Source organism: Novosphingobium sp. SL115 (assembly GCF_026672515.1).
Classification (GTDB): Bacteria; Pseudomonadota; Alphaproteobacteria; order Sphingomonadales; family Sphingomonadaceae; genus Novosphingobium.
The window spans coordinates 421,728-438,249 of record NZ_JAPPRG010000002.1; the positions used below are offsets into that span (position 1 = coordinate 421,728).

The 16,522-nt window shown below is 62.6% G+C and carries 18 protein-coding genes; 7 read left to right on the top strand and 11 right to left on the bottom strand.

The annotated features are described in order from the left end of the window. Positions 1-30: 30 nt before the first annotated feature. Together mltA and OVA07_RS03605 are read left to right on the top strand one after the other, a co-directional pair. Positions 31-1,230, top strand: coding sequence for a murein transglycosylase A (gene mltA / locus OVA07_RS03600; protein WP_268172597.1), 1,200 nt, complete (start codon positions 31-33; stop codon positions 1,228-1,230). Further along, positions 1,230-1,799, top strand: coding sequence for a Smr/MutS family protein (locus tag OVA07_RS03605; RefSeq protein ID WP_268170102.1), 570 nt, complete (start codon positions 1,230-1,232; stop codon positions 1,797-1,799). Before mltA ends, OVA07_RS03605 begins: the two co-directional genes overlap by 1 nt. On the opposite strand, the gene dapE is transcribed toward OVA07_RS03605, so the two are convergent. From dapE to rpmH, 7 genes are all read right to left on the bottom strand, one after another. Then, positions 1,783-2,910 carry a succinyl-diaminopimelate desuccinylase gene (gene dapE / locus OVA07_RS03610; RefSeq protein ID WP_268170103.1) on the bottom strand — a complete coding sequence of 376 codons (1,128 nt, stop codon included), beginning with the start codon at positions 2,908-2,910 and terminating at the stop codon, positions 1,783-1,785. The two genes, OVA07_RS03605 and dapE, sit on opposite strands and share 17 nt — an antisense overlap. After that, positions 2,907-3,569 carry a glutathione S-transferase family protein gene (locus OVA07_RS03615; RefSeq protein ID WP_268170104.1) on the bottom strand — a complete coding sequence of 221 codons (663 nt, stop codon included), beginning with the start codon at positions 3,567-3,569 and terminating at the stop codon, positions 2,907-2,909. The genes dapE and OVA07_RS03615 overlap by 4 nt, the downstream gene beginning before the upstream one ends. A gap of 67 nt (positions 3,570-3,636) precedes the next feature. Beyond that, positions 3,637-4,290 carry a ribosome biogenesis GTP-binding protein YihA/YsxC gene (gene yihA, locus OVA07_RS03620; RefSeq protein WP_268170105.1) on the bottom strand — a complete coding sequence of 218 codons (654 nt, stop codon included), beginning with the start codon at positions 4,288-4,290 and terminating at the stop codon, positions 3,637-3,639. Then, positions 4,287-6,083 carry a membrane protein insertase YidC gene (yidC, locus tag OVA07_RS03625; RefSeq protein ID WP_268170106.1) on the bottom strand — a complete coding sequence of 599 codons (1,797 nt, stop codon included), beginning with the start codon at positions 6,081-6,083 and terminating at the stop codon, positions 4,287-4,289. Before yidC ends, yihA begins: the two co-directional genes overlap by 4 nt. Positions 6,084-6,140: 57 nt before the next feature. Continuing rightward, complete coding sequence (gene yidD, locus OVA07_RS03630) at positions 6,141-6,350, bottom strand: membrane protein insertion efficiency factor YidD (RefSeq protein ID WP_268170107.1); 210 nt, start codon at positions 6,348-6,350, stop codon at positions 6,141-6,143. Next, entirely contained in the window at positions 6,347-6,739 is a 393-nt protein-coding gene (rnpA, locus tag OVA07_RS03635; RefSeq protein ID WP_268170108.1) for a ribonuclease P protein component, read from the bottom strand. The genes yidD and rnpA overlap by 4 nt, the downstream gene beginning before the upstream one ends. Positions 6,740-6,792: 53 nt before the next feature. Continuing rightward, a complete protein-coding gene (gene rpmH / locus OVA07_RS03640; protein WP_011444236.1) occupies positions 6,793-6,927 on the bottom strand; it encodes a 50S ribosomal protein L34 in 135 nt (44 codons plus the stop codon). A gap of 172 nt (positions 6,928-7,099) precedes the next feature. Here rpmH and OVA07_RS03645 point away from each other — a divergent pair, with 172 nt between their 5' ends. Next, positions 7,100-8,419 carry a sensor histidine kinase gene (locus OVA07_RS03645; protein WP_268170109.1) on the top strand — a complete coding sequence of 440 codons (1,320 nt, stop codon included), beginning with the start codon at positions 7,100-7,102 and terminating at the stop codon, positions 8,417-8,419. Between the two features lie 41 nt (positions 8,420-8,460). On the opposite strand, the gene OVA07_RS03650 is transcribed toward OVA07_RS03645, so the two are convergent. The 3 genes from OVA07_RS03650 to OVA07_RS03660 form a co-directional block, all read right to left on the bottom strand. Next, positions 8,461-10,782 (bottom strand): CDC48 family AAA ATPase, encoded by a 2,322-nt coding sequence (locus OVA07_RS03650; protein WP_268170110.1) that lies wholly within the window; start codon positions 10,780-10,782, stop codon positions 8,461-8,463. 406 nt (positions 10,783-11,188) lie between these two features. After that, positions 11,189-11,644: a COG3650 family protein gene (locus OVA07_RS03655; RefSeq protein WP_268170111.1), complete on the bottom strand. Its 456-nt coding sequence runs from the start codon at positions 11,642-11,644 to the stop codon at positions 11,189-11,191. Positions 11,645-11,684: 40 nt separating this feature from the next. Then, a complete protein-coding gene (locus OVA07_RS03660; RefSeq protein ID WP_268170112.1) occupies positions 11,685-12,464 on the bottom strand; it encodes a universal stress protein in 780 nt (259 codons plus the stop codon). A 156-nt stretch (positions 12,465-12,620) separates the two neighbouring features. On the opposite strand from OVA07_RS03660, the gene OVA07_RS03665 reads away from it, so the two are divergent. Beyond that, positions 12,621-13,265, top strand: a complete 645-nt coding sequence (locus OVA07_RS03665) for an HAD-IA family hydrolase (protein ID WP_268170113.1) — start codon at positions 12,621-12,623, stop codon at positions 13,263-13,265. On the opposite strand, the gene OVA07_RS03670 is transcribed toward OVA07_RS03665, so the two are convergent. After that, entirely contained in the window at positions 13,262-14,134 is an 873-nt protein-coding gene (locus tag OVA07_RS03670; protein ID WP_268170114.1) for a LysR family transcriptional regulator, read from the bottom strand. The two genes, OVA07_RS03665 and OVA07_RS03670, sit on opposite strands and share 4 nt — an antisense overlap. Before the next feature lie 96 nt (positions 14,135-14,230). On the opposite strand from OVA07_RS03670, the gene OVA07_RS03675 reads away from it, so the two are divergent. Genes OVA07_RS03675 through OVA07_RS03685 form a run of 3 tightly spaced genes read left to right on the top strand, consistent with a single transcriptional unit; the run spans position 14,231 to position 16,512 of the window. After that, positions 14,231-14,941: a CoA transferase subunit A gene (locus OVA07_RS03675; protein WP_268170115.1), complete on the top strand. Its 711-nt coding sequence runs from the start codon at positions 14,231-14,233 to the stop codon at positions 14,939-14,941. Next, a complete protein-coding gene (locus OVA07_RS03680; protein ID WP_268170116.1) occupies positions 14,938-15,798 on the top strand; it encodes a hypothetical protein in 861 nt (286 codons plus the stop codon). Before OVA07_RS03675 ends, OVA07_RS03680 begins: the two co-directional genes overlap by 4 nt. Before the next feature lie 54 nt (positions 15,799-15,852). Continuing rightward, a complete protein-coding gene (locus tag OVA07_RS03685) occupies positions 15,853-16,512 on the top strand; it encodes a CoA transferase subunit B (protein WP_268170117.1) in 660 nt (219 codons plus the stop codon). The last annotated feature ends 10 nt before the right edge of the window (positions 16,513-16,522 follow it).

Here is a 16,522-nt window from a genome sequence, read left to right on the forward strand (position 1 = left end):
GCAGGAATAAGGCGGTTTGCCAGCGCGCCAATGGTCGCGCTGGCCCTGCTGGGCGGTTGCGTACGGCTGGTACCGGATGTTGCGGGACCGGCAACGGTGCTGCCTGTTCCCACCCGTCCGGTTTCTCCTGCGCCCACAACTCCAGCAGTAAAGTCGCCCACAGCGGCGCTGGCGGGGCTGTCGCGCGGGCCGATGGCAGCGGGACTGGGCTTTGGCCGCGACAATGCGGTGGCAGCGCTGCGTTCGTTCATCACGTCCTGCCCCCGGTTGACCAAGCGGGCGGACAATTCGGGCCTTACCCGGCCAGAAGACTGGGCATCTGCCTGCACCGCCGCCAAAGGCTGGCCCGATGCACAGGCCGCACAGTTCTTTGCCACCCATTTCGAAACTGCCGAAGTGGCGGGCGGCAATGCCTTTGTCACCGGATATTTCGAGCCGGAAATTGCAGGCGTCCGCACCCGTCAGGCGGGATATGACGTGCCGATCTATGCCCAGCCATCCGATCTGGTACGCGCCAGGCCCGGTGATGCGCCGCCCCTGCCTGATGGGCGGATGCCACTGGGTCGGTATGACGATGCCGGCGTGTTCACAGCCTATTACGACCGGGCGCAGATTGATGCGGGCGTGCTGTCGGGCAAAGGGCTTGAGATTGGCTGGGCGGCCGATCCGGTTGAGGTTTTTTTCCTGCAAATTCAGGGGTCTGGTCGGTTGCGTGCGCCCGACGGCAGCGTGATCCGTATCGGCTTTGCCGGGCAGAACGGCCATGCCTATGCCGGAATCGGATCGCTGATGCGCGAACGCGGACTGATCGGCAGCGGGCCGGGGCAGTATTCCGGCTCGATGCAGGGCATCCAGCAATACTTGCGCGATTATCCGCAAGCAGGCCGCGCGTTGATGCAGCAGAACCGCAGCTATGTGTTCTTCCGCGAACTGACCGGGGCAGGGCCTGTGGGCGCGCTGAACGTGCCTGTCGCCGCGCGGACGACGGTGGCGGTGGACCCCGCCTTTGTGCCGCTGGGCGCGCCGGTGTGGCTGCAGCTTGACCACAAGGATGCCAGTGGTCTGTGGGTGGCGCAGGATACCGGTGGGGCCATTCAGGGCGCGAACCGGTTTGACACGTTCTGGGGCGCGGGCAGCGAGGCCCGGCGCATTGCCGGTGGTATGACCGCGCGCGGACAGGCGCTGATTCTATTGCCCAAGGGAACGCTGGCGCGGTTGGGAGCGCGCTGATGCGCGCGCCACGGGGTCTTTCCGCTGAAGAGGCGGAGCTGTGGAACAAGGTGGCGGCGACGATCGTTCCGCTTCATCCAGTGGTGCGCAAACCGGTGCCGATTGTAGTGGCGATGGACCATTCTGCGCCAGCCCCTGCGCCCAAACGGGTGAAAGGCCGCGTGCCGCCACCGCCTACGCCCGCCCCTTCGCCCACACCGATCAAGCGCCCGCTGGAGCGGGACGGGCTGGATTCAAGCTGGGACCGTAAGCTGGCGCGCGGGGCGATTGCGCCTGATGTAACCATCGATCTGCATGGACTGGGGCTGGATGCGGCCCACGCGCGGCTGACCGGCGGGATCGCGCAGGCGCTGGCCATGGGCGCGCGGGTGATCCTGCTGATTGCGGGCAAGCACCGCCCGCATGATGAACACGACCTGCGCGGATCAAAGCGCGGGGCAATTCGCGCCAAGTTGCTGGACTGGCTGGCGCACAGCTCCCACGCCAGCAACATTGCCGCCGTGCGCCCCGCCCAACAGCGGCATGGCGGGGCCGGGGCGGTTTACATCGTGCTCAGGAAAGCGCGCTGAGGGTTATGCGACGGTAAATCCGCTGCAGCACGCGCAGGTCTTCCATAGCGACCGCTTCGTCCTTCTTGTGCATCGTGGCGTTGCACAGGCCAAATTCCACCACCGGACACACCGCGCGCAGGAAGCGGGCATCGGACGTGCCGCCGCTGGTCGACAGTTCGGGATCAAGGCCGGTTTCGGCCTTCACCGCATCGGCGATCATCGTGGAATAGGTGCCGGGCAGCGTGATGAAACTTTCGCCCGAAATCACCGCGCGGACTTCACCCTTGTGGCGGCGGGCGACCTCTTCCACCATGGCCACCAGTTCCGCGCCGGTGTGCCGGTCGTTGAAACGGATGGAGATGCGGGCCTTTGCCTCTGCCGGAATGACATTGGTGGCGGGGTTGCCCACTTCCAGATCGGTCACTTCAAGGTTCGACGGCTGGAACCAGTCGGTTCCGCCGTCCAGCACCACAGCGTCAAGTTCGGCCAGCAAGGCGATCAGGCGGGGGATCGGGTTGTCGGCAAGGTGCGGATAGGCGACATGGCCCTGCGCGCCCTTGCAACTGATCCACATGTTGACCGAACCGCGCCGTCCGATCTTCACCATGTCGCCGAGGCGGTGGACCGACGTGGGTTCGCCCACAAGGCACAGGTCGGGTGCAACGCCGAGTTCGCGGATCAGGTCGATCAACGGAATGGTCCCATAGCGCGCAGGGCCTTCTTCATCACCGGTGATGATGAAGCTGATCGTGCCTGCCTCCGCCGGAATATCAGCCACAGCGGCCACCATCGAGGCGATGGAGCCTTTCATGTCGACCGCGCCGCGCCCGTAAAGCAGTTCACCGCGCCGTTCGGCCTGGAACGGGCCAGAGGTCCAGCCCTCGCCCGGCGGCACGACATCCAGGTGCCCGGCGAAGGCGAAATGACGGCAACCTTCTGGCCCCTTGCGAATGGCGAACAGGTTCTCGACCGGGCCATCGGGCGCTTCACCGGCAATGAAGCGGTGGATGGTAAAACCCATGGGTTCGAGCATGGTGGCAAGGCAATCGAACACTGCGCCGGTGGCGGGCGTGATGCTGGGGCAATCGATCAGGCGCTCGGCCAGAACGACAGGATCAGGTACGGTCATCGGGCGGGCTCCTCGAACTGTTCGATCACCCAGTCTTCGCTTTCAGCAGCGTCGATCCAGGCCTGCATCCAGTCATGTGTCCACATCGATTCCATATAGGCCATGGCAAAACCGGGCACGGGCACGCCATAAGTCATGAAGCGCGACACGACCGGCGCATAGATGATGTCTGCAGCGCAGAACGTGCCGAACAGGAAGGGGCCTCCTTTGCCAAAGCGGGCGCGCGCTTCGGCCCACAGCGTCAGGATGCGGACAATATCGGCGCGAACTTCGGCGGTGATTTCCACGCCTTCTGCCCGCTTGCGGATGTTCATCGGCAGGCTGCGGCGCAGCGGCAGATAGCCGGAGTGCATTTCTGCGACCATCGACCGGGCCATGGCACGGGCCACATCGTCCTTGGGCCAGAACCGGTCACGGCCTACCTTGTCGGCAAGGTAATCGATGATGGCAAGGCTGTCCCACACCACCGCTTCGCCATCCCACAGGATCGGCACTTTGCCCGATGACGGGGCCAGATCATCGCCCCGGCGCAAGTGATCCCATTCATCGCCGTAAAGCGGAACGGTGATTTCCTCGAACGCAAGGCCGGACTGTTTGGCGGCCAGCCAGCCCCGCAGCGACCAGCTTGAATAGTTCTTGTTGCCGATAATCAGCTTCATGCCGCCTGCCCTGCTGCGTTCTGGTGGGCGCGTAGCCGTTCAGGAACAGGCTGTCGAGGCTGAACGATCAGCCTTCACTGTCTTGCAGGACGGCAGCGCGCAATTCGGCAATGCCCATCTTCACTTCCGACGAGGTGACGATGATGTCGGGATAGGCAGCCGTCCGTTTGCGCGCAGCAGCGATGGTTTCTTCGGTCACGCGTTCCAGTTCGCTGGCCTTGATCTTGTCCGCCTTGGTCAGCACCACGCGATAGCCGACGCCTGCTTCATCCAGCATCTGCATCATGTCGGAATCGACAGGCTTTACGCCATGGCGACTGTCGATCAGCAGCAGGGTGCGCTTCAACACCACGCGCCCGCGCAGATAATCGCGCACCAGACGACGCCATGTTTCCACCACTTTGGGCGGGGCCTTGGCAAAGCCGTAGCCGGGCATATCAACCAGACGCAAGCGGGTGGGTTCACCCACTTCGAAGTAGTTCAGTTCCTGCGTGCGGCCCGGCGTAACCGATGTGCGCGCAATGGACTTGCGCCCGGTCAGTGCATTGAGCAGCGACGATTTGCCGACGTTGGAGCGGCCCGCAAAGGCGATTTCGGGCACATCGGGATCGGGCAGGAATTTTAGCGCCGGAGCCGATTTGATGAACTCCACGCGGCCTGCAAACAACAGGCGCGCGCGTTCGATCATTTCAGCCTGAGCGGCCTGTTCTTCGGGAGTCATCGCGTTTTCGGCTTCCGGGGCGGATTGCCCTTCTGTTCGCGCGCCTCGACGCGATCCACGTCGATCTGGTCCTTGTCAGCCTGCGCCTTCAACTGGGGGTGCTTGCTGTAAAGATACTTCTGCTGCGCGATGGTGAGGATATTCGACGTGATCCAGTAGATCAGCAGGCCAGCGGCAAACGGTGCCATGACGAACATCATGATCCACGGCATGATCGAGAAGATCTGCTGCTGCGCCGGGTCCATGGCCGCGGGCTGAAGCTTGAACTGCAGGAACATGGTGATGCCCAGCAGGATGGCCAGCACGCCGATGGCAAGGAAGCTGGGCGGATCGAACGGCAGCAGGCCAAACAGGTTGAGCACATGCAGCGGATCGGGCGCGGACAAGTCCTTGATCCACAGCGCGAAGGGCTGATGGCGCATTTCGATGGTCAGCGTCAGCACTTTATACAGCGCGAAGAACACCGGAATTTGCAGGAAGATGGGCAGACAACCGGCGAGAGGATTGACCTTCTCGCGCTTGTACAGGTCCATGATTTCCTGCTGCTGCTTCTGCTTGTCGTCCTTATAGCGCTCCTGAATCGCCTTCATCTTGGGCTGAAGCGCGCGCATGGCCGCCATCGACGCGAACTGGCGCTGGGCGATGGGGAACATCACGCCCCGCACGATCAGCGTCAGCAGGATAATGGCGACGCCGAAGTTGCCGATCTTCGTGAATAGCGAATCGAGCAGCCAGAAAATCGGCTTTTCGAACCAGCGGAACCAGCCCCAGTCGATCGACAGGGTGAAGTTGGGTACGCCGGCCGCTTCGTACTTTTCAAGAACGGCGTTCTCCTTGCCGCCCACAAACAGTCGCAGCGTCTGTGTCTGCTGCTTGCCTGTGGCAATCGACATGGCGGGATAGATCAGGTCTGCACGGAAAAGGCCCTGCCCCATCGAACGGAAGCTGGCTTCGGCCTTGGTCCCCGCATCGGGGATAAGCGCTGACAGCCAGTAGATGTCGGTAAAGCCGACCCAGTTGGCGGTGCCCTTGAACGGCACAACCCCGCCGGGCGCTTCGGCCACAGTAGAATAGTTGTTGTCGAAGTTCACCGAACCATCGAACGCGCCAATCGGACCGGAATGAAGCTGCCAGGAATCGAGGCTGGCCGTCTTGTCCGTGCGGTTGACCAGCGCGAACGGCTTGACCACCACCGGCGCAGCGCCTGTGTTGGCGACAGTCTGCGTCGCGGTAATCATGTAATCCGCGTCAATGGCATAGCGGATGGAATAAGTCTGGCCGGTCGCGTTGCTCCAGCGCAGAGTCACCGGGGTCTGCGGCGTCAGCTTTGCGCCGTCGGCAGTCCACATGGTGTTGGTATCGGGCGTGGCCACGCCTTCACCTACCCAGCCGATCTGAGCGTAATGCTGCGCAGGTGTGCCTGCGGGCGAAAACAGCCTCACCGGGGCGCTGTTCTTTTCGACCGCTTCACGGTGGCGGGCCAGCGTCACGTCATCGACCAGCCCACCCTTGAGGTTGATCGAGCCTTTGAGACCCGGCGCATCGATGGCGACACGGTGCCCTGCAGCAAGCTCGGCTGCCAGATCCTTCTTTTCCAGCGCGACATCGGCCGCACTCTGAAGGCCGCCTTCGCGGGTCGGCTTGGCCGTTCCACCGGGCACGGCAGGCGCGCTGGCGGCGGCTTGCGGCTTTTGCGCAGGTTCGGGATAGAACCAGCGCATGGCAACTTCCCACCCCAGAAGGAGCAGGCCGGTAAGGACCACAGCCCAGATGACGTTGCGCTGATTCTGCACCGTGTTCGCGTCCTGTCAGTCAAATGCCGCGCGCAGGCGGTCTTCGTAAAATTGGTTTTAGGGAACGGGATCGTAGCCGCACCCGCCCCACGGGTGGCAGCGCAATAGCCGCTTCGCCGCCAGCCAGCCACCCTTAATCGCGCCATGCTTTTCCAGCGCTTCAATCGCATATTGCGAACATGACGGGCTGTAACGGCAGGTTGGCGGCAGCACGCGCGACGGGCCAAGTTGCCATGCGCGGGCGACCAGAATCATCACACGCTTCATTTGCGCGGCTTCCTGTCACCATGGCGTTTGCGCGGCGGATCGCCCTTGCCCGCAGCTGCGCGGGACAAGGCAACCGCCAGCTCATCGCGCAGCAGGGCGAAATCACGCTCCACCCCGCCTTCGCGGCCGATCAGCACATGGTCAGCGCCGGGAATGCCGTCTGTGGGAAGCGCTTCGCGCAGGAGCGCGCGAAAGCGGCGCTTCATCCGGTTGCGGACGACAGCGTTGCCGATCTTCTTGGTGACGGTAACCCCAAAGCGCAGGTCCGCTTCCGTCGCAGGTACCACTTCAAGGTTCACCAACAGCACGAATCCGGGCCTTGCGACCCGGATTCCGCGATTGGCGGCCACGAAGTCCGCCCTTTTCCGAATGGTGGCGATTCGGGGCATGCCCGCAGCCACGCAATTCGGAACTATACTGTCAGGCTTTTGAGCCGGAAGGCTCAGGCCGACAGCTTCTTGCGGCCACGCGCACGGCGAGCGGCAAGCACCTTGCGACCGCCAACGGTGGCGGTGCGGGCGCGGAAGCCGTGACGGCGGGCACGCACGAGACGGCTGGGCTGGAAAGTGCGCTTCATCGCTTTTCTCTTCTTCCAAGAATCATTGAATGCATAACCGGCGCCGCATGCGACGAGCCGGAATCAGGGGGTGGCCGATAGGCGAAGCCCTGCGATGCGTCAACCCTGCGCAATAAGGACAAGCTACTTCAATACGTTGCGGCAGCCTGCGGGAAAGGATAGGCACCGCGCCATGGAAAAGGAAAGCGAATCCTTACCCGCGCACCGTGCCAGGCGCTGGTGGCAACGCGCCCCGCGCATTCCCACGCTCGCGCTGTTTGCAGTGGTGGCAGCGGCATTGCTCGGCACTTTCGCGCTGATTCTGGCCACGGTCGAGGCTGAGCGCACCCAGCGAGAACAGGCAGCGCGCACCAGCGATATTCTGGATTCGCTGGACGAAATCGTGCGCGCAACGATGAGCGGCGAAACCGGGCAGCGTGGCTACTTCATCACCAGCGACACCCGCTACCTTGCCCCTTATCGCGAAGGGCGTGACCGTTATCTGGCCGAAATGACGCAACTGCGCCAACGGATGGGTGATGACCTGCCGGTGGAGCAGGGGCAGATTCTGGGCGAAATCGCACGGCTGGGCGATGCCAAATGGGCCGAAATGGCGGGCGTGGTCATGCTGGTGGAACAGCGCCGCATTCCCGATGCGCACGCCCGGTTACTGTCCGATGAAGGACAGCTGGCGATGCAGGGCCTGCGCCGTTCGGTAGCGCGGCTGGAAGATATCGAGCGGGTAAGGCTGGAGCAGGCCGCCCAGCGCGCGGCAGTGGCCGAAGGGCGCATGTTGCCATCATTGGCGGCGCTGTTCGTGGTGATCGTCTGCGCGCTAGCGCTGGGGCTGTGGCAGGCGATTCGCACGGCTGAGGCCGAGGCGCTGGCCGAAGGTGCTGCCGCCATTGCCGAGGCGCGCGACCGGGCCGACCTGCTGGCCAAGGAACTGAACCACCGGGTGAAGAACCTGTTCGCGGTGATTCTGGCCATCGTGAAGATGAGCGCGCGCGGCGATGCCGCTGCCGCCCCGGCGGTGGACCGCATTGCCAAGCGCATTCACGCGCTGGTGACTGCGCATGAAGTGACGCAAGGGGCGGGCAAGGACCAGACCGTCGATTTCGCAGATCTGATCGGCAAGGCTATCGCGCCTTACAAGTCCAGCAGCGAGCGGTGCGAACTGGACGGCGGCGAACTGGTATTGCCGGGCAAGCATGCCGTACCGCTGGGCCTGGTGCTGCACGAACTGGTGACCAACGCAGTGAAGTATGGCGCGTGGTCATCGCCGGGCGGACTGCTGCGGGTGCGTTGGGCGCGCGAGGGCGGGCGGGCCAGCGTAATGTGGGAAGAAATCGGCGCAGATGGCACCGTGCCTGCCGAACACAGCGGCCGGGAAGGCTTTGGTTCGGCGCTGATCCGCAGTTCGGAACGCCAGATCGGCGGCACGATTACCCGGCGCTTTGCCGAACGCGGTATTGTGGTGGAAATGGAATTCGCGCTGGACGGCGCGGAATAAGCGGCAGCAGGGCTTCTGCCCTGCCGCCGCTCACCACTGTATCAGTGCTTCGATTCGCGCCGGGGCTGCACCATGCCCGGCGTGATGAAGCCCAGCGGACCGGGATTCATCGCGCGCTTCTTCAGCTCGCCCTTCATCCGGCCGTATTCGTCCTCCATCTGCTCGGTCACCGTGGCGCGTGAATCTTCAAGCGCATCGGCGAAGTCTGCCCCATTGACCTGATCCACATTACCGCCCGCACGGCGAATGGCGTTCAGGCCGGCACGGCGCACGACGTCTTCCAGATCGGCACCGGTAAAGCGGTCCGTTGCAGCTGCTATCCGCCCAAGGTCCACATCGCTGGCCAACGGCATTGCCTTGGTATGGATGCGCAAAATGTGTTCGCGCCCGGCGATGCTGGGCGTGCCGACATAGACCAGTTCATCGAACCTGCCGGGGCGCAACAGCGCCGGATCGACCAGATTGGGCCGGTTGGTGGCGCCGATAAGAATGACCGACTGGAGTTCTTCCAGCCCGTCCATCTCCGCCAGAATGGTATTGACCACGCGGGCGGTGACGCCGGGTTCGCCCTGCCCGCTGCCGCGCGCAGGAACCAGACTGTCGATCTCGTCAATGAACACGACGCAAGGTGCCACCTGACGCGCGCGGGCAAACAGCTTGGCAATCTGCTGTTCGCTTTCGCCATACCATTTCGAAAGCAGGTCTGACGACTTGATCGCGATGAAGTTCGCCTCCGCTTCCTTGGCAACAGCCTTGGCCAGCAGGGTCTTGCCGGTGCCGGGCGGACCATAGAGCAGGAAGCCCTTGGCCGGGCGAATGCCCAGACGGTGGAAGGCATCGGGATTCTTCAGCGGCAATTCCACGCCTTCGCGCAGTTTCTCCTGCGCATCGTCCAGCCCACCGATGTCGGCCCAACCGATGGTCGGAGCCTGCACCATGACTTCGCGCATGGCCGATGGCTGCACGCGCTTGAGCGCCGCAACAAAATCATCGCGTTCCACCCGCAGCGAGTCCAGCACATCCTGCGGGATGGTCTGCTGTTCGAAATCGAGGCGCGGCATGATCCGGCGCACCGCTTCGATGGCCGCTTCGCGCGTGAGGGCGGCAAGATCGGCCCCAACAAAGCCGTGGGTGGTGCGCGCCAGTTCCTGAAGGTCCACGTCTTCAGCCAGAGGCATACCACGAGTATGGATGCCAAGGATTTCGCGGCGGCCCGATTCATCGGGCACACCGACGATGATCTCGCGGTCAAACCGGCCGGGACGGCGCAGCGCTTCATCAATCGCATCGGGCCGGTTGGTGGCCGCGATAACGACAAGGTTTGAACGCGCCTGCAACCCGTCCATCAGGGTGAGAAGCTGCGCCACAAGGCGTTTTTCCGCCTCACCATGCACTTCGCTGCGCTTGGGCGCGATCGAATCGATCTCGTCTATGAAGACGATGGACGGCGCGTTGCGGGTGGCCTCTTCAAACACCTCGCGCAGGCGCTTTTCGCTTTCGCCATAGGCCGACCCCATGATTTCGGGGCCATTGATGGTGAAGAACGACGCATCGCTTTCGTTCGCCACGGCGCGGGCAAGGCGAGTTTTGCCGGTGCCCGGCGGGCCGTGCAGCAGCACACCCTTGGGCGGGTCGACGCCAAGGCGCGTGAACAGTTCAGGATAGCGCAGGGGCAGCTCGACCATTTCGCGCAACTGGCGGATGGTATCGCCCATGCCGCCCACGTCATCGTAATTGACGTCTGCGCGCGACGACCGCGGTTCTTCATATTCCGCGCGCAGTTCCACCTCGGTATTTTCATCGATATGGACCACGCCCTTGGGGCTGGTGGACACCACGGTCAGACGAATCTGTGTCAGCGCAAAGGCAGGCGCATTGAGCATCTGGCGCAATTGCGGCGGCATGTCGGTGCGGTTGACCTGCTGCTGTCCTGCGGTGGCCACCAAATCACCGGTGACCAGAGGGCGGCCCGCAAAGTTGCGCTTCAGCGCTGCGGCGGGGCCTTGCAGACGCAAATCCTTTTGTGCGGGTGCGAACACCACGCGCTGGGCGGCACGCGATTCGATGCGGCGCACCTGAACGTGTTCGCCTGAACCGACATCGGCATTGGCCCGCTGCAACCCGTCAAGCCGGACCAGTTCCAGCCCTTCGTCTTCGGGATAGGGTAACACCACCCGCGCGGCGGTTGAACGCTTGCCGACGATTTCGATAACATCGCCTTCGGTCACACCCAGGCGGGACATGATATGGCGGCTGATACGGGCAATGCCGTGGCCGCTTTCTTCCTGCCGCGCGCCCGCCACCTGAAGGCGAACCGTGCCATCATCACTGCGCACTTGGGTTGCCGCGCCTGCATCTGCCATGAGCGTTCCGTCCCTTTTCAACTGCCGACGGGACCGATGTGGGAACCGGGCAACGGGATTTCAAACGCGGGCAGGAAAGGTTGGTTGCGCACCGCACGGCAAGCGCCAGAGAAGTCCTGCGGATTTCAGGCAAAAAAATGGCCCGGCTGTTGCCAGCCAGGCCGGAAAGTTTTGGGAGAGGATGCCTGAAAGGCAGGATCTGTATGTCGGACGCACAAATTTTGTGCAAATGCGAAATATGTAATTTAAGTTGCATTTTTTGCATTTTATACCACAAGTTGATGATTTTATGCAATTTTGCAGTTGTTGCATACGAAACGATACGGCTTTGGTCCATTCACAATGGTTTGCAGTTCGACCTGTCCCAACTGAATGCTGCGCTGCAAAATATCCAGAATGGAGCGAATCAGCGCGCGCAGCCCCGCTGAATATCGGGACCGATTCGGCGAACGACCGCAAAAGGATAGATCGTATCCGACATACCATCAGAACAGCGCGCAGCGCTCACCTCTAGTTCGATCGGCTTGCCATCGATCACGCCTGTAAACACAACGCCATCGCCTGCAGGTTTGCGGCTGACGGGAAATGTCGCGCCATCGGGCGCTTCGGGCGTGCTGTAGATCATCCGGCTATTAGCGATTTTGGCCGACCAGAACGGTTCCGTACCCAGCGCACGCAGATTGGCGGGAATGGGCAGTGTCTGTTCCATTGTGACAGATGCCGTTGGCGATACGGTTGGCAACGCGCTGGCCGCTGGTTCCGCCTCGGGTGTGGCTGCGACAGATGGCGTTGCTTCGGGTTGGGGCGAACAGGCGGCGAGCACGAGACTGGCTGCCGCAAGAACAGGGTGCAGGCTTTTCATGGCGCCCAGCTCACACCCCGCCCTCCCCCTTTCGCCAAGATCAATGCGCCAGCAACAGCGGAATCTGCGACCGGTCGAGCATTTCACGCGAAACACCGCCCAGCAAAAGCTCGCGCAGGCGACTGTGGCCATAGAGACCCATGACGATCAGCCCCGCTCCCACTTCAGCAGCACACGCCTCCAGCGTGGTGGCGATGGAACCGCTGCGTTCCTTTTCATGCGTTTCGGCGTGAATGTCGTGGCGTGAAAGATAGCGCGCGGCGTCGGCGGCAGGGAACGTGCCGTCCTTTTCCCGCACCGTCAGCAAGTGAACGCTGCCCGCCATCTGCAGCAATGGCAGTGCCGCACGCAGGGCATTGGCGGCTTCGTGCCCACCGTCCCACGCTACCAGCACCGGCTTGTCAAACCCCAACATGGGTTTGCCGCGTGGCACCGCCAGCACCGGGCAGCGCAAGCTGAATGCCATTTCCTCGATCGTCGGGTCGTTCAGGCTGCCCACCACCAGATCGGCAAAGCGCGCCGCCGCCGCCGCTGCGGTAATCCGTTCCTGATCCAGCACTTCGATATCAAACGGCACGTCTTCCGAAGCGAACCGCGTATCAAGGCTCTTGGCCAGCTTGTCGTTCGCCTCCTGCGCTTCTTTCAAGGCATAGGCGGACACGGCAACTCCGCCGAACGGCTCCCACATCGCCATCTGGGCAAAGGGCGTGGCGATCTGGAACGACACATGACCATTGCAGGCCCGCGCCAAAGCCAGCGCGGTTTCGATGCGATCATCAAGCGATTGCGAAATATCGATGGGGCAGAGGATGGAGCGCATGGGGATCTCCTGTGTTTTCAAGCCGTTCTCAGGCCCCCCGACTCTCCACCCGTATCATGCGCGCGGCCATGATCTGCGTCAAATCATATGGAAAATCACAGCTTGCCCGCATTCATTGTGCGGTTAAGGCTTTTCGCAGAAAAATGGGGAGGGTGCATGGCCTACGCAGCGGTGATTTTCGATTTCGGCGGGGTCATAACCTCGTCCCCGTTCGAAGCGTTCAATCGGCTTGAGGCAGAACGTGGCCTGCCCAAAGATCTGGTCCGGCAGATCAACACGATCAACCCTGACAGCAACGCCTGGGCCTTGTTCGAACGGGCCGAGATTGGCACGGCACAGTTCGACACCCTGTTTGCCGCTGAAGCCCGCGCGCTGGGGCATGATCTCGACGGCGCATCGGTGCTGGCCGTGCTGGCAGGCGCAGTGCGGCCCGCGATGGTCGCCGCGCTGGACAGGTTGAAGGGCGAAGGATACCGCTTGGGATGCATTACCAACAACGTGCCCGCGGGCCACGGCGCAGGCATGGCCCGCAGCAGCGATACCCGCGATGAAATGGAACAGATTTTCGCGCGGTTCGAACACGTTATCGAAAGCAGCAAGGCAGGTGTGCGCAAACCCGATCCACGCATCTACCTGATGATGTGTGAAGCGCTGGGCCTTTCGCCCGAACAATGCATCTATCTGGATGACCTTGGCATCAACTGCAAACCGGCGGCGGCGCTGGGGATGCAAGCGATAAAGGTGACCAGTGGCGAACAGACGCTGGCCGATCTTGGCGCTTTGCTCGGCCTGACCTTTTAGCAATCGACCCGCAATTCGCCTGCCCGCCTGAACAGTTCCAGCACCACCGGATCGCTTTCGGTGCTGCGGATGGCGGCTTCGAAGCGGATGGTGCGTTTGGGCCGGGGCAGCACTTCCACCAATACGCCGCTTGCCAGCAGGGGACGCGCCATGGGTTCGGGCAGAACCGCTGCACCGCCGCCGCCGCAGATGATGTCGATCAGGGTGCGCACGTTGTTGCATGTGCCGATGGAGCGGGGAATTACGCCGTTTTCAGCCAGCGATTCCATGGTCACCCCATGCAGCGGGGAATGGCCGGGGATGGACCACACCGGCAATGCCCGCGCAAAGCCGCCCGCCGCTGCCGTGGCGTGACTGGCGGCCCAGACCAGCCCGACAGAACCGATGGCCGCCGTCCGCATGCCGGGGCTGGCAACAGGGCCTGCCAGAAGGGCAAGGTCGATGGTGCCGCCCAGCAATTGCTGGAGCATGCGCGCCGTCAGATCCAGTTCCACTTCGAGCGCCACGCCGGGCAAATCGCGCTCTACCGCATGGACAAAACCCGGCAAGCAACTGGCAGCCGCAATCTCGCCACTGCCGATGCGCACAACGCCTGTTGCCCCTTCAAATCCCGATGCAGTCAGCAGCGCTTTTTCAAATCCTGCCCACAGCGGTTCACATTCCTTGACCAACCGGCGCCCGCGCGCAGTCAGCACCATGTTGCGCCCTTCCCTGCGGAAGATTTCGACGCCCAGTTGCTCCTCGATTTCGCGCACGCGGGCGGATATGGCGGGCTGTGTGGTGTTCAACCGCTCTGCCGCCGCGCGAAACGTGCCCAGCCGCGCGATCCACAGCAGCGTTTCCAGATGGTATATGGCTATGCGCTTCATTCGATCACAGAGTGTTATCGATTGTGATAAAAAACAATCGCTCTTTTCAATTTGTCTCTTGTGCTAACAGCCCTGTCGAAAGGGAGAGATTCCACGATGTCCAAGAAGCTTTACCCCGATGCGGCTGCCGCGCTTGACGGCCTGCTGCGCGATGGCCTGTTGATTGCCTGCGGCGGTTTTGGCCTGTGCGGTATCCCCGAACGCCTGCTGGACGCGGTGCGCGACAGCGGGGTAAAAGATCTGACCTTTGCATCGAACAATGCCGGGATCGATAACGAAGGCATCGGCAAACTGCTGCGCACACGGCAGGTGAAGAAGATGATCTCGTCCTATGTCGGCGAGAACAAGGAATTCGAACGCCAGTATCTTTCGGGCGAACTGGAAGTGGAATTTTCCCCGCAAGGCACGCTGGCCGAACGCATGCGCGCAGGCGGTGCGGGCATTCCCGGCTTCTACACCAAGACCGGCGTGGGAACGCTGGTTGCCGAAGGCAAGGAAACCAAGGTCTTCAACGGTGAAGAATACGTGCTGGAACAGGGCCTGTTCGCCGATCTGGCGCTGGTCAAGGCGTGGAAAGCCGACGAAACCGGCAACGTCGTATTCCGCAAGACCGCCCGCAACTTCAACGTGCCCGCCGCCACTTGCGGCAAGGTCTGCGTGGTCGAAGTGGAAGAAGTGGTGCCCGCCGGATCGCTCGATCCTGACAGCATCCACCTGCCCGGCGTTTATGTGCAGCGCATGATCGTGGGCGCGCCTTACAACAAGAAGATCGAATTCCGCACCGTGCGCGAGCGGGCGGCTGCATGAACCGGCGCGCGCTGCCTTTGGCGGCAGTGCTGGCGCTGGTTGCGCCGCAGCTTGGCGGCTGCGTGGCAGCAGCGGCGCTTGTGCCGCTGGCGGCAGGCGGAACGGTGATGAAAAAGTCTGCGGACGGCAACAAGGCCGAGCGGATGGTCAAGCCTGTGGTTGTGGTGGGGACAGCGACGGCATCTGCCGCTGAACCTGTTGCAGAATTGGCACCTGTTGAACCGGCGCCACAGGCAGAAGCACCTGTGGCAGCAGTGGCAGCAGTGGCACAAACGCCTGCGCTTTCAGCCGATCCTCTCGACGGTTACGGCGCCATGGCGGACTTTGTGCTGGCCCAGGCCGAAACGGGCAAGCCGGGCAAGGCTCGCCGTTCAGCCCTGCTGGATCAGCGCAGCCTGACCGCGCTGCCACGCATGTTGCCCTGTGGCGATCAGCGTGGCGCGCTGGTGATCGATCTTGATCCGGGCGACAAGCCGTTTGACCTGAACGATCCGCCATCGCCCGCACCGGGGCTGGCCGAACGGCTGCGTGCGATCCGCGGCACCGGAACGGCCGTGGTGTGGATTGCCTCATTGCCTGAAAGCCGGTCAAAGGAACTGGCAACCGTGCTTCAGGCCACCGGGCTTGATCCTTTGGGCATCGATCCATTCCTGCTGCTGCGCCCGCGTGAAACGCGCAAGCAGCAGGTGTTGAACCGTGCCGCAGAAGACTGGTGCGTGCTGGCCATCGCGGGGGACCGCAAGGCCGATTTTGACGAAGTGTTCGATTATCTGCGCAACCCGGATGGGCCGGTGGCACTGGCGCTGGAACAGCACCTTGGCGCCGGATGGTTCGTGGTGCCCCCACCCATCCGATAGACCCATCCGCCAATCTGGTGATATTGAAGATTCTTGCAGGGAAGAGCGACGACGATGACCACGCATGACGGGCTGAAAGCAGGCTGGAGCCGCGACGAAATGGCAGCGCGCGCCGCAAGGGAATTGCAGGACGGGTTCTATGTGAACCTTGGCATCGGCATCCCCACGCTGGTCGCCAACCATGTCCCCGAAGGCATGATGGTAACGCTGCAATCGGAAAACGGCATGTTGGGCATCGGCCCCTTCCCCTATGCCGGTGAAGAAGACGCCGACCTTATCAATGCGGGCAAGCAGACCATCAGCGAACTGCCGCATTCCGCCTATTTCGACAGCGCGCAGTCCTTTGCCATGATCCGTGGCGGAAAGATTGACCTGACCGTTCTTGGCGCCATGGAAGTGGCCGAAAACGGCGACATCGCCAACTGGATGATCCCCGGCAAGATGATTAAGGGCATGGGCGGCGCCATGGATCTGGTCGCGGGCGTCAAGAAGATCATCGTGGTCATGGAACATGTTGCCAAGGATGGCAGCGCCAAGTTCATTCCATCGTGCACCCTGCCGTTGACGGGCGTGGGCGTGGTCGACATGATCGTGACCGACCTTGCCGTGTTCCAGCGGCCCGATCACAATTCGCCCTTCCGCCTGATCGAATGCGCCCCCGGCGTCAGCGCAGAAGAAGTCCGCGCCAAGACGACCGCGCATTACGTGGATTGAAAAGGAACGA

Coding starts and splice junctions, on each gene's coding strand:
- rnpA (WP_268170108.1), bottom strand. CDS start 6,739: ATGCCCCGAATCGCCACCATTCGGAAAAGGGCGGACTTCGTGGCCGCC.
- OVA07_RS03615 (WP_268170104.1), bottom strand. CDS start 3,569: ATGAAGCTGATTATCGGCAACAAGAACTATTCAAGCTGGTCGCTGCGG.
- yidD (WP_268170107.1), bottom strand. CDS start 6,350: ATGAAGCGTGTGATGATTCTGGTCGCCCGCGCATGGCAACTTGGCCCG.
- OVA07_RS03655 (WP_268170111.1), bottom strand. CDS start 11,644: ATGAAAAGCCTGCACCCTGTTCTTGCGGCAGCCAGTCTCGTGCTCGCC.
- OVA07_RS03660 (WP_268170112.1), bottom strand. CDS start 12,464: ATGCGCTCCATCCTCTGCCCCATCGATATTTCGCAATCGCTTGATGAT.
- OVA07_RS03675 (WP_268170115.1), top strand. CDS start 14,231: ATGTCCAAGAAGCTTTACCCCGATGCGGCTGCCGCGCTTGACGGCCTG.
- OVA07_RS03680 (WP_268170116.1), top strand. CDS start 14,938: ATGAACCGGCGCGCGCTGCCTTTGGCGGCAGTGCTGGCGCTGGTTGCG.
- yihA (WP_268170105.1), bottom strand. CDS start 4,290: ATGACTCCCGAAGAACAGGCCGCTCAGGCTGAAATGATCGAACGCGCG.
- OVA07_RS03605 (WP_268170102.1), top strand. CDS start 1,230: ATGCGCGCGCCACGGGGTCTTTCCGCTGAAGAGGCGGAGCTGTGGAAC.
- mltA (WP_268172597.1), top strand. CDS start 31: ATGGTCGCGCTGGCCCTGCTGGGCGGTTGCGTACGGCTGGTACCGGAT.
- OVA07_RS03665 (WP_268170113.1), top strand. CDS start 12,621: ATGGCCTACGCAGCGGTGATTTTCGATTTCGGCGGGGTCATAACCTCG.
- rpmH (WP_011444236.1), bottom strand. CDS start 6,927: ATGAAGCGCACTTTCCAGCCCAGCCGTCTCGTGCGTGCCCGCCGTCAC.
- OVA07_RS03645 (WP_268170109.1), top strand. CDS start 7,100: ATGGAAAAGGAAAGCGAATCCTTACCCGCGCACCGTGCCAGGCGCTGG.
- OVA07_RS03670 (WP_268170114.1), bottom strand. CDS start 14,134: ATGAAGCGCATAGCCATATACCATCTGGAAACGCTGCTGTGGATCGCG.
- OVA07_RS03650 (WP_268170110.1), bottom strand. CDS start 10,782: ATGGCAGATGCAGGCGCGGCAACCCAAGTGCGCAGTGATGATGGCACG.
- OVA07_RS03685 (WP_268170117.1), top strand. CDS start 15,853: ATGACCACGCATGACGGGCTGAAAGCAGGCTGGAGCCGCGACGAAATG.
- dapE (WP_268170103.1), bottom strand. CDS start 2,910: ATGACCGTACCTGATCCTGTCGTTCTGGCCGAGCGCCTGATCGATTGC.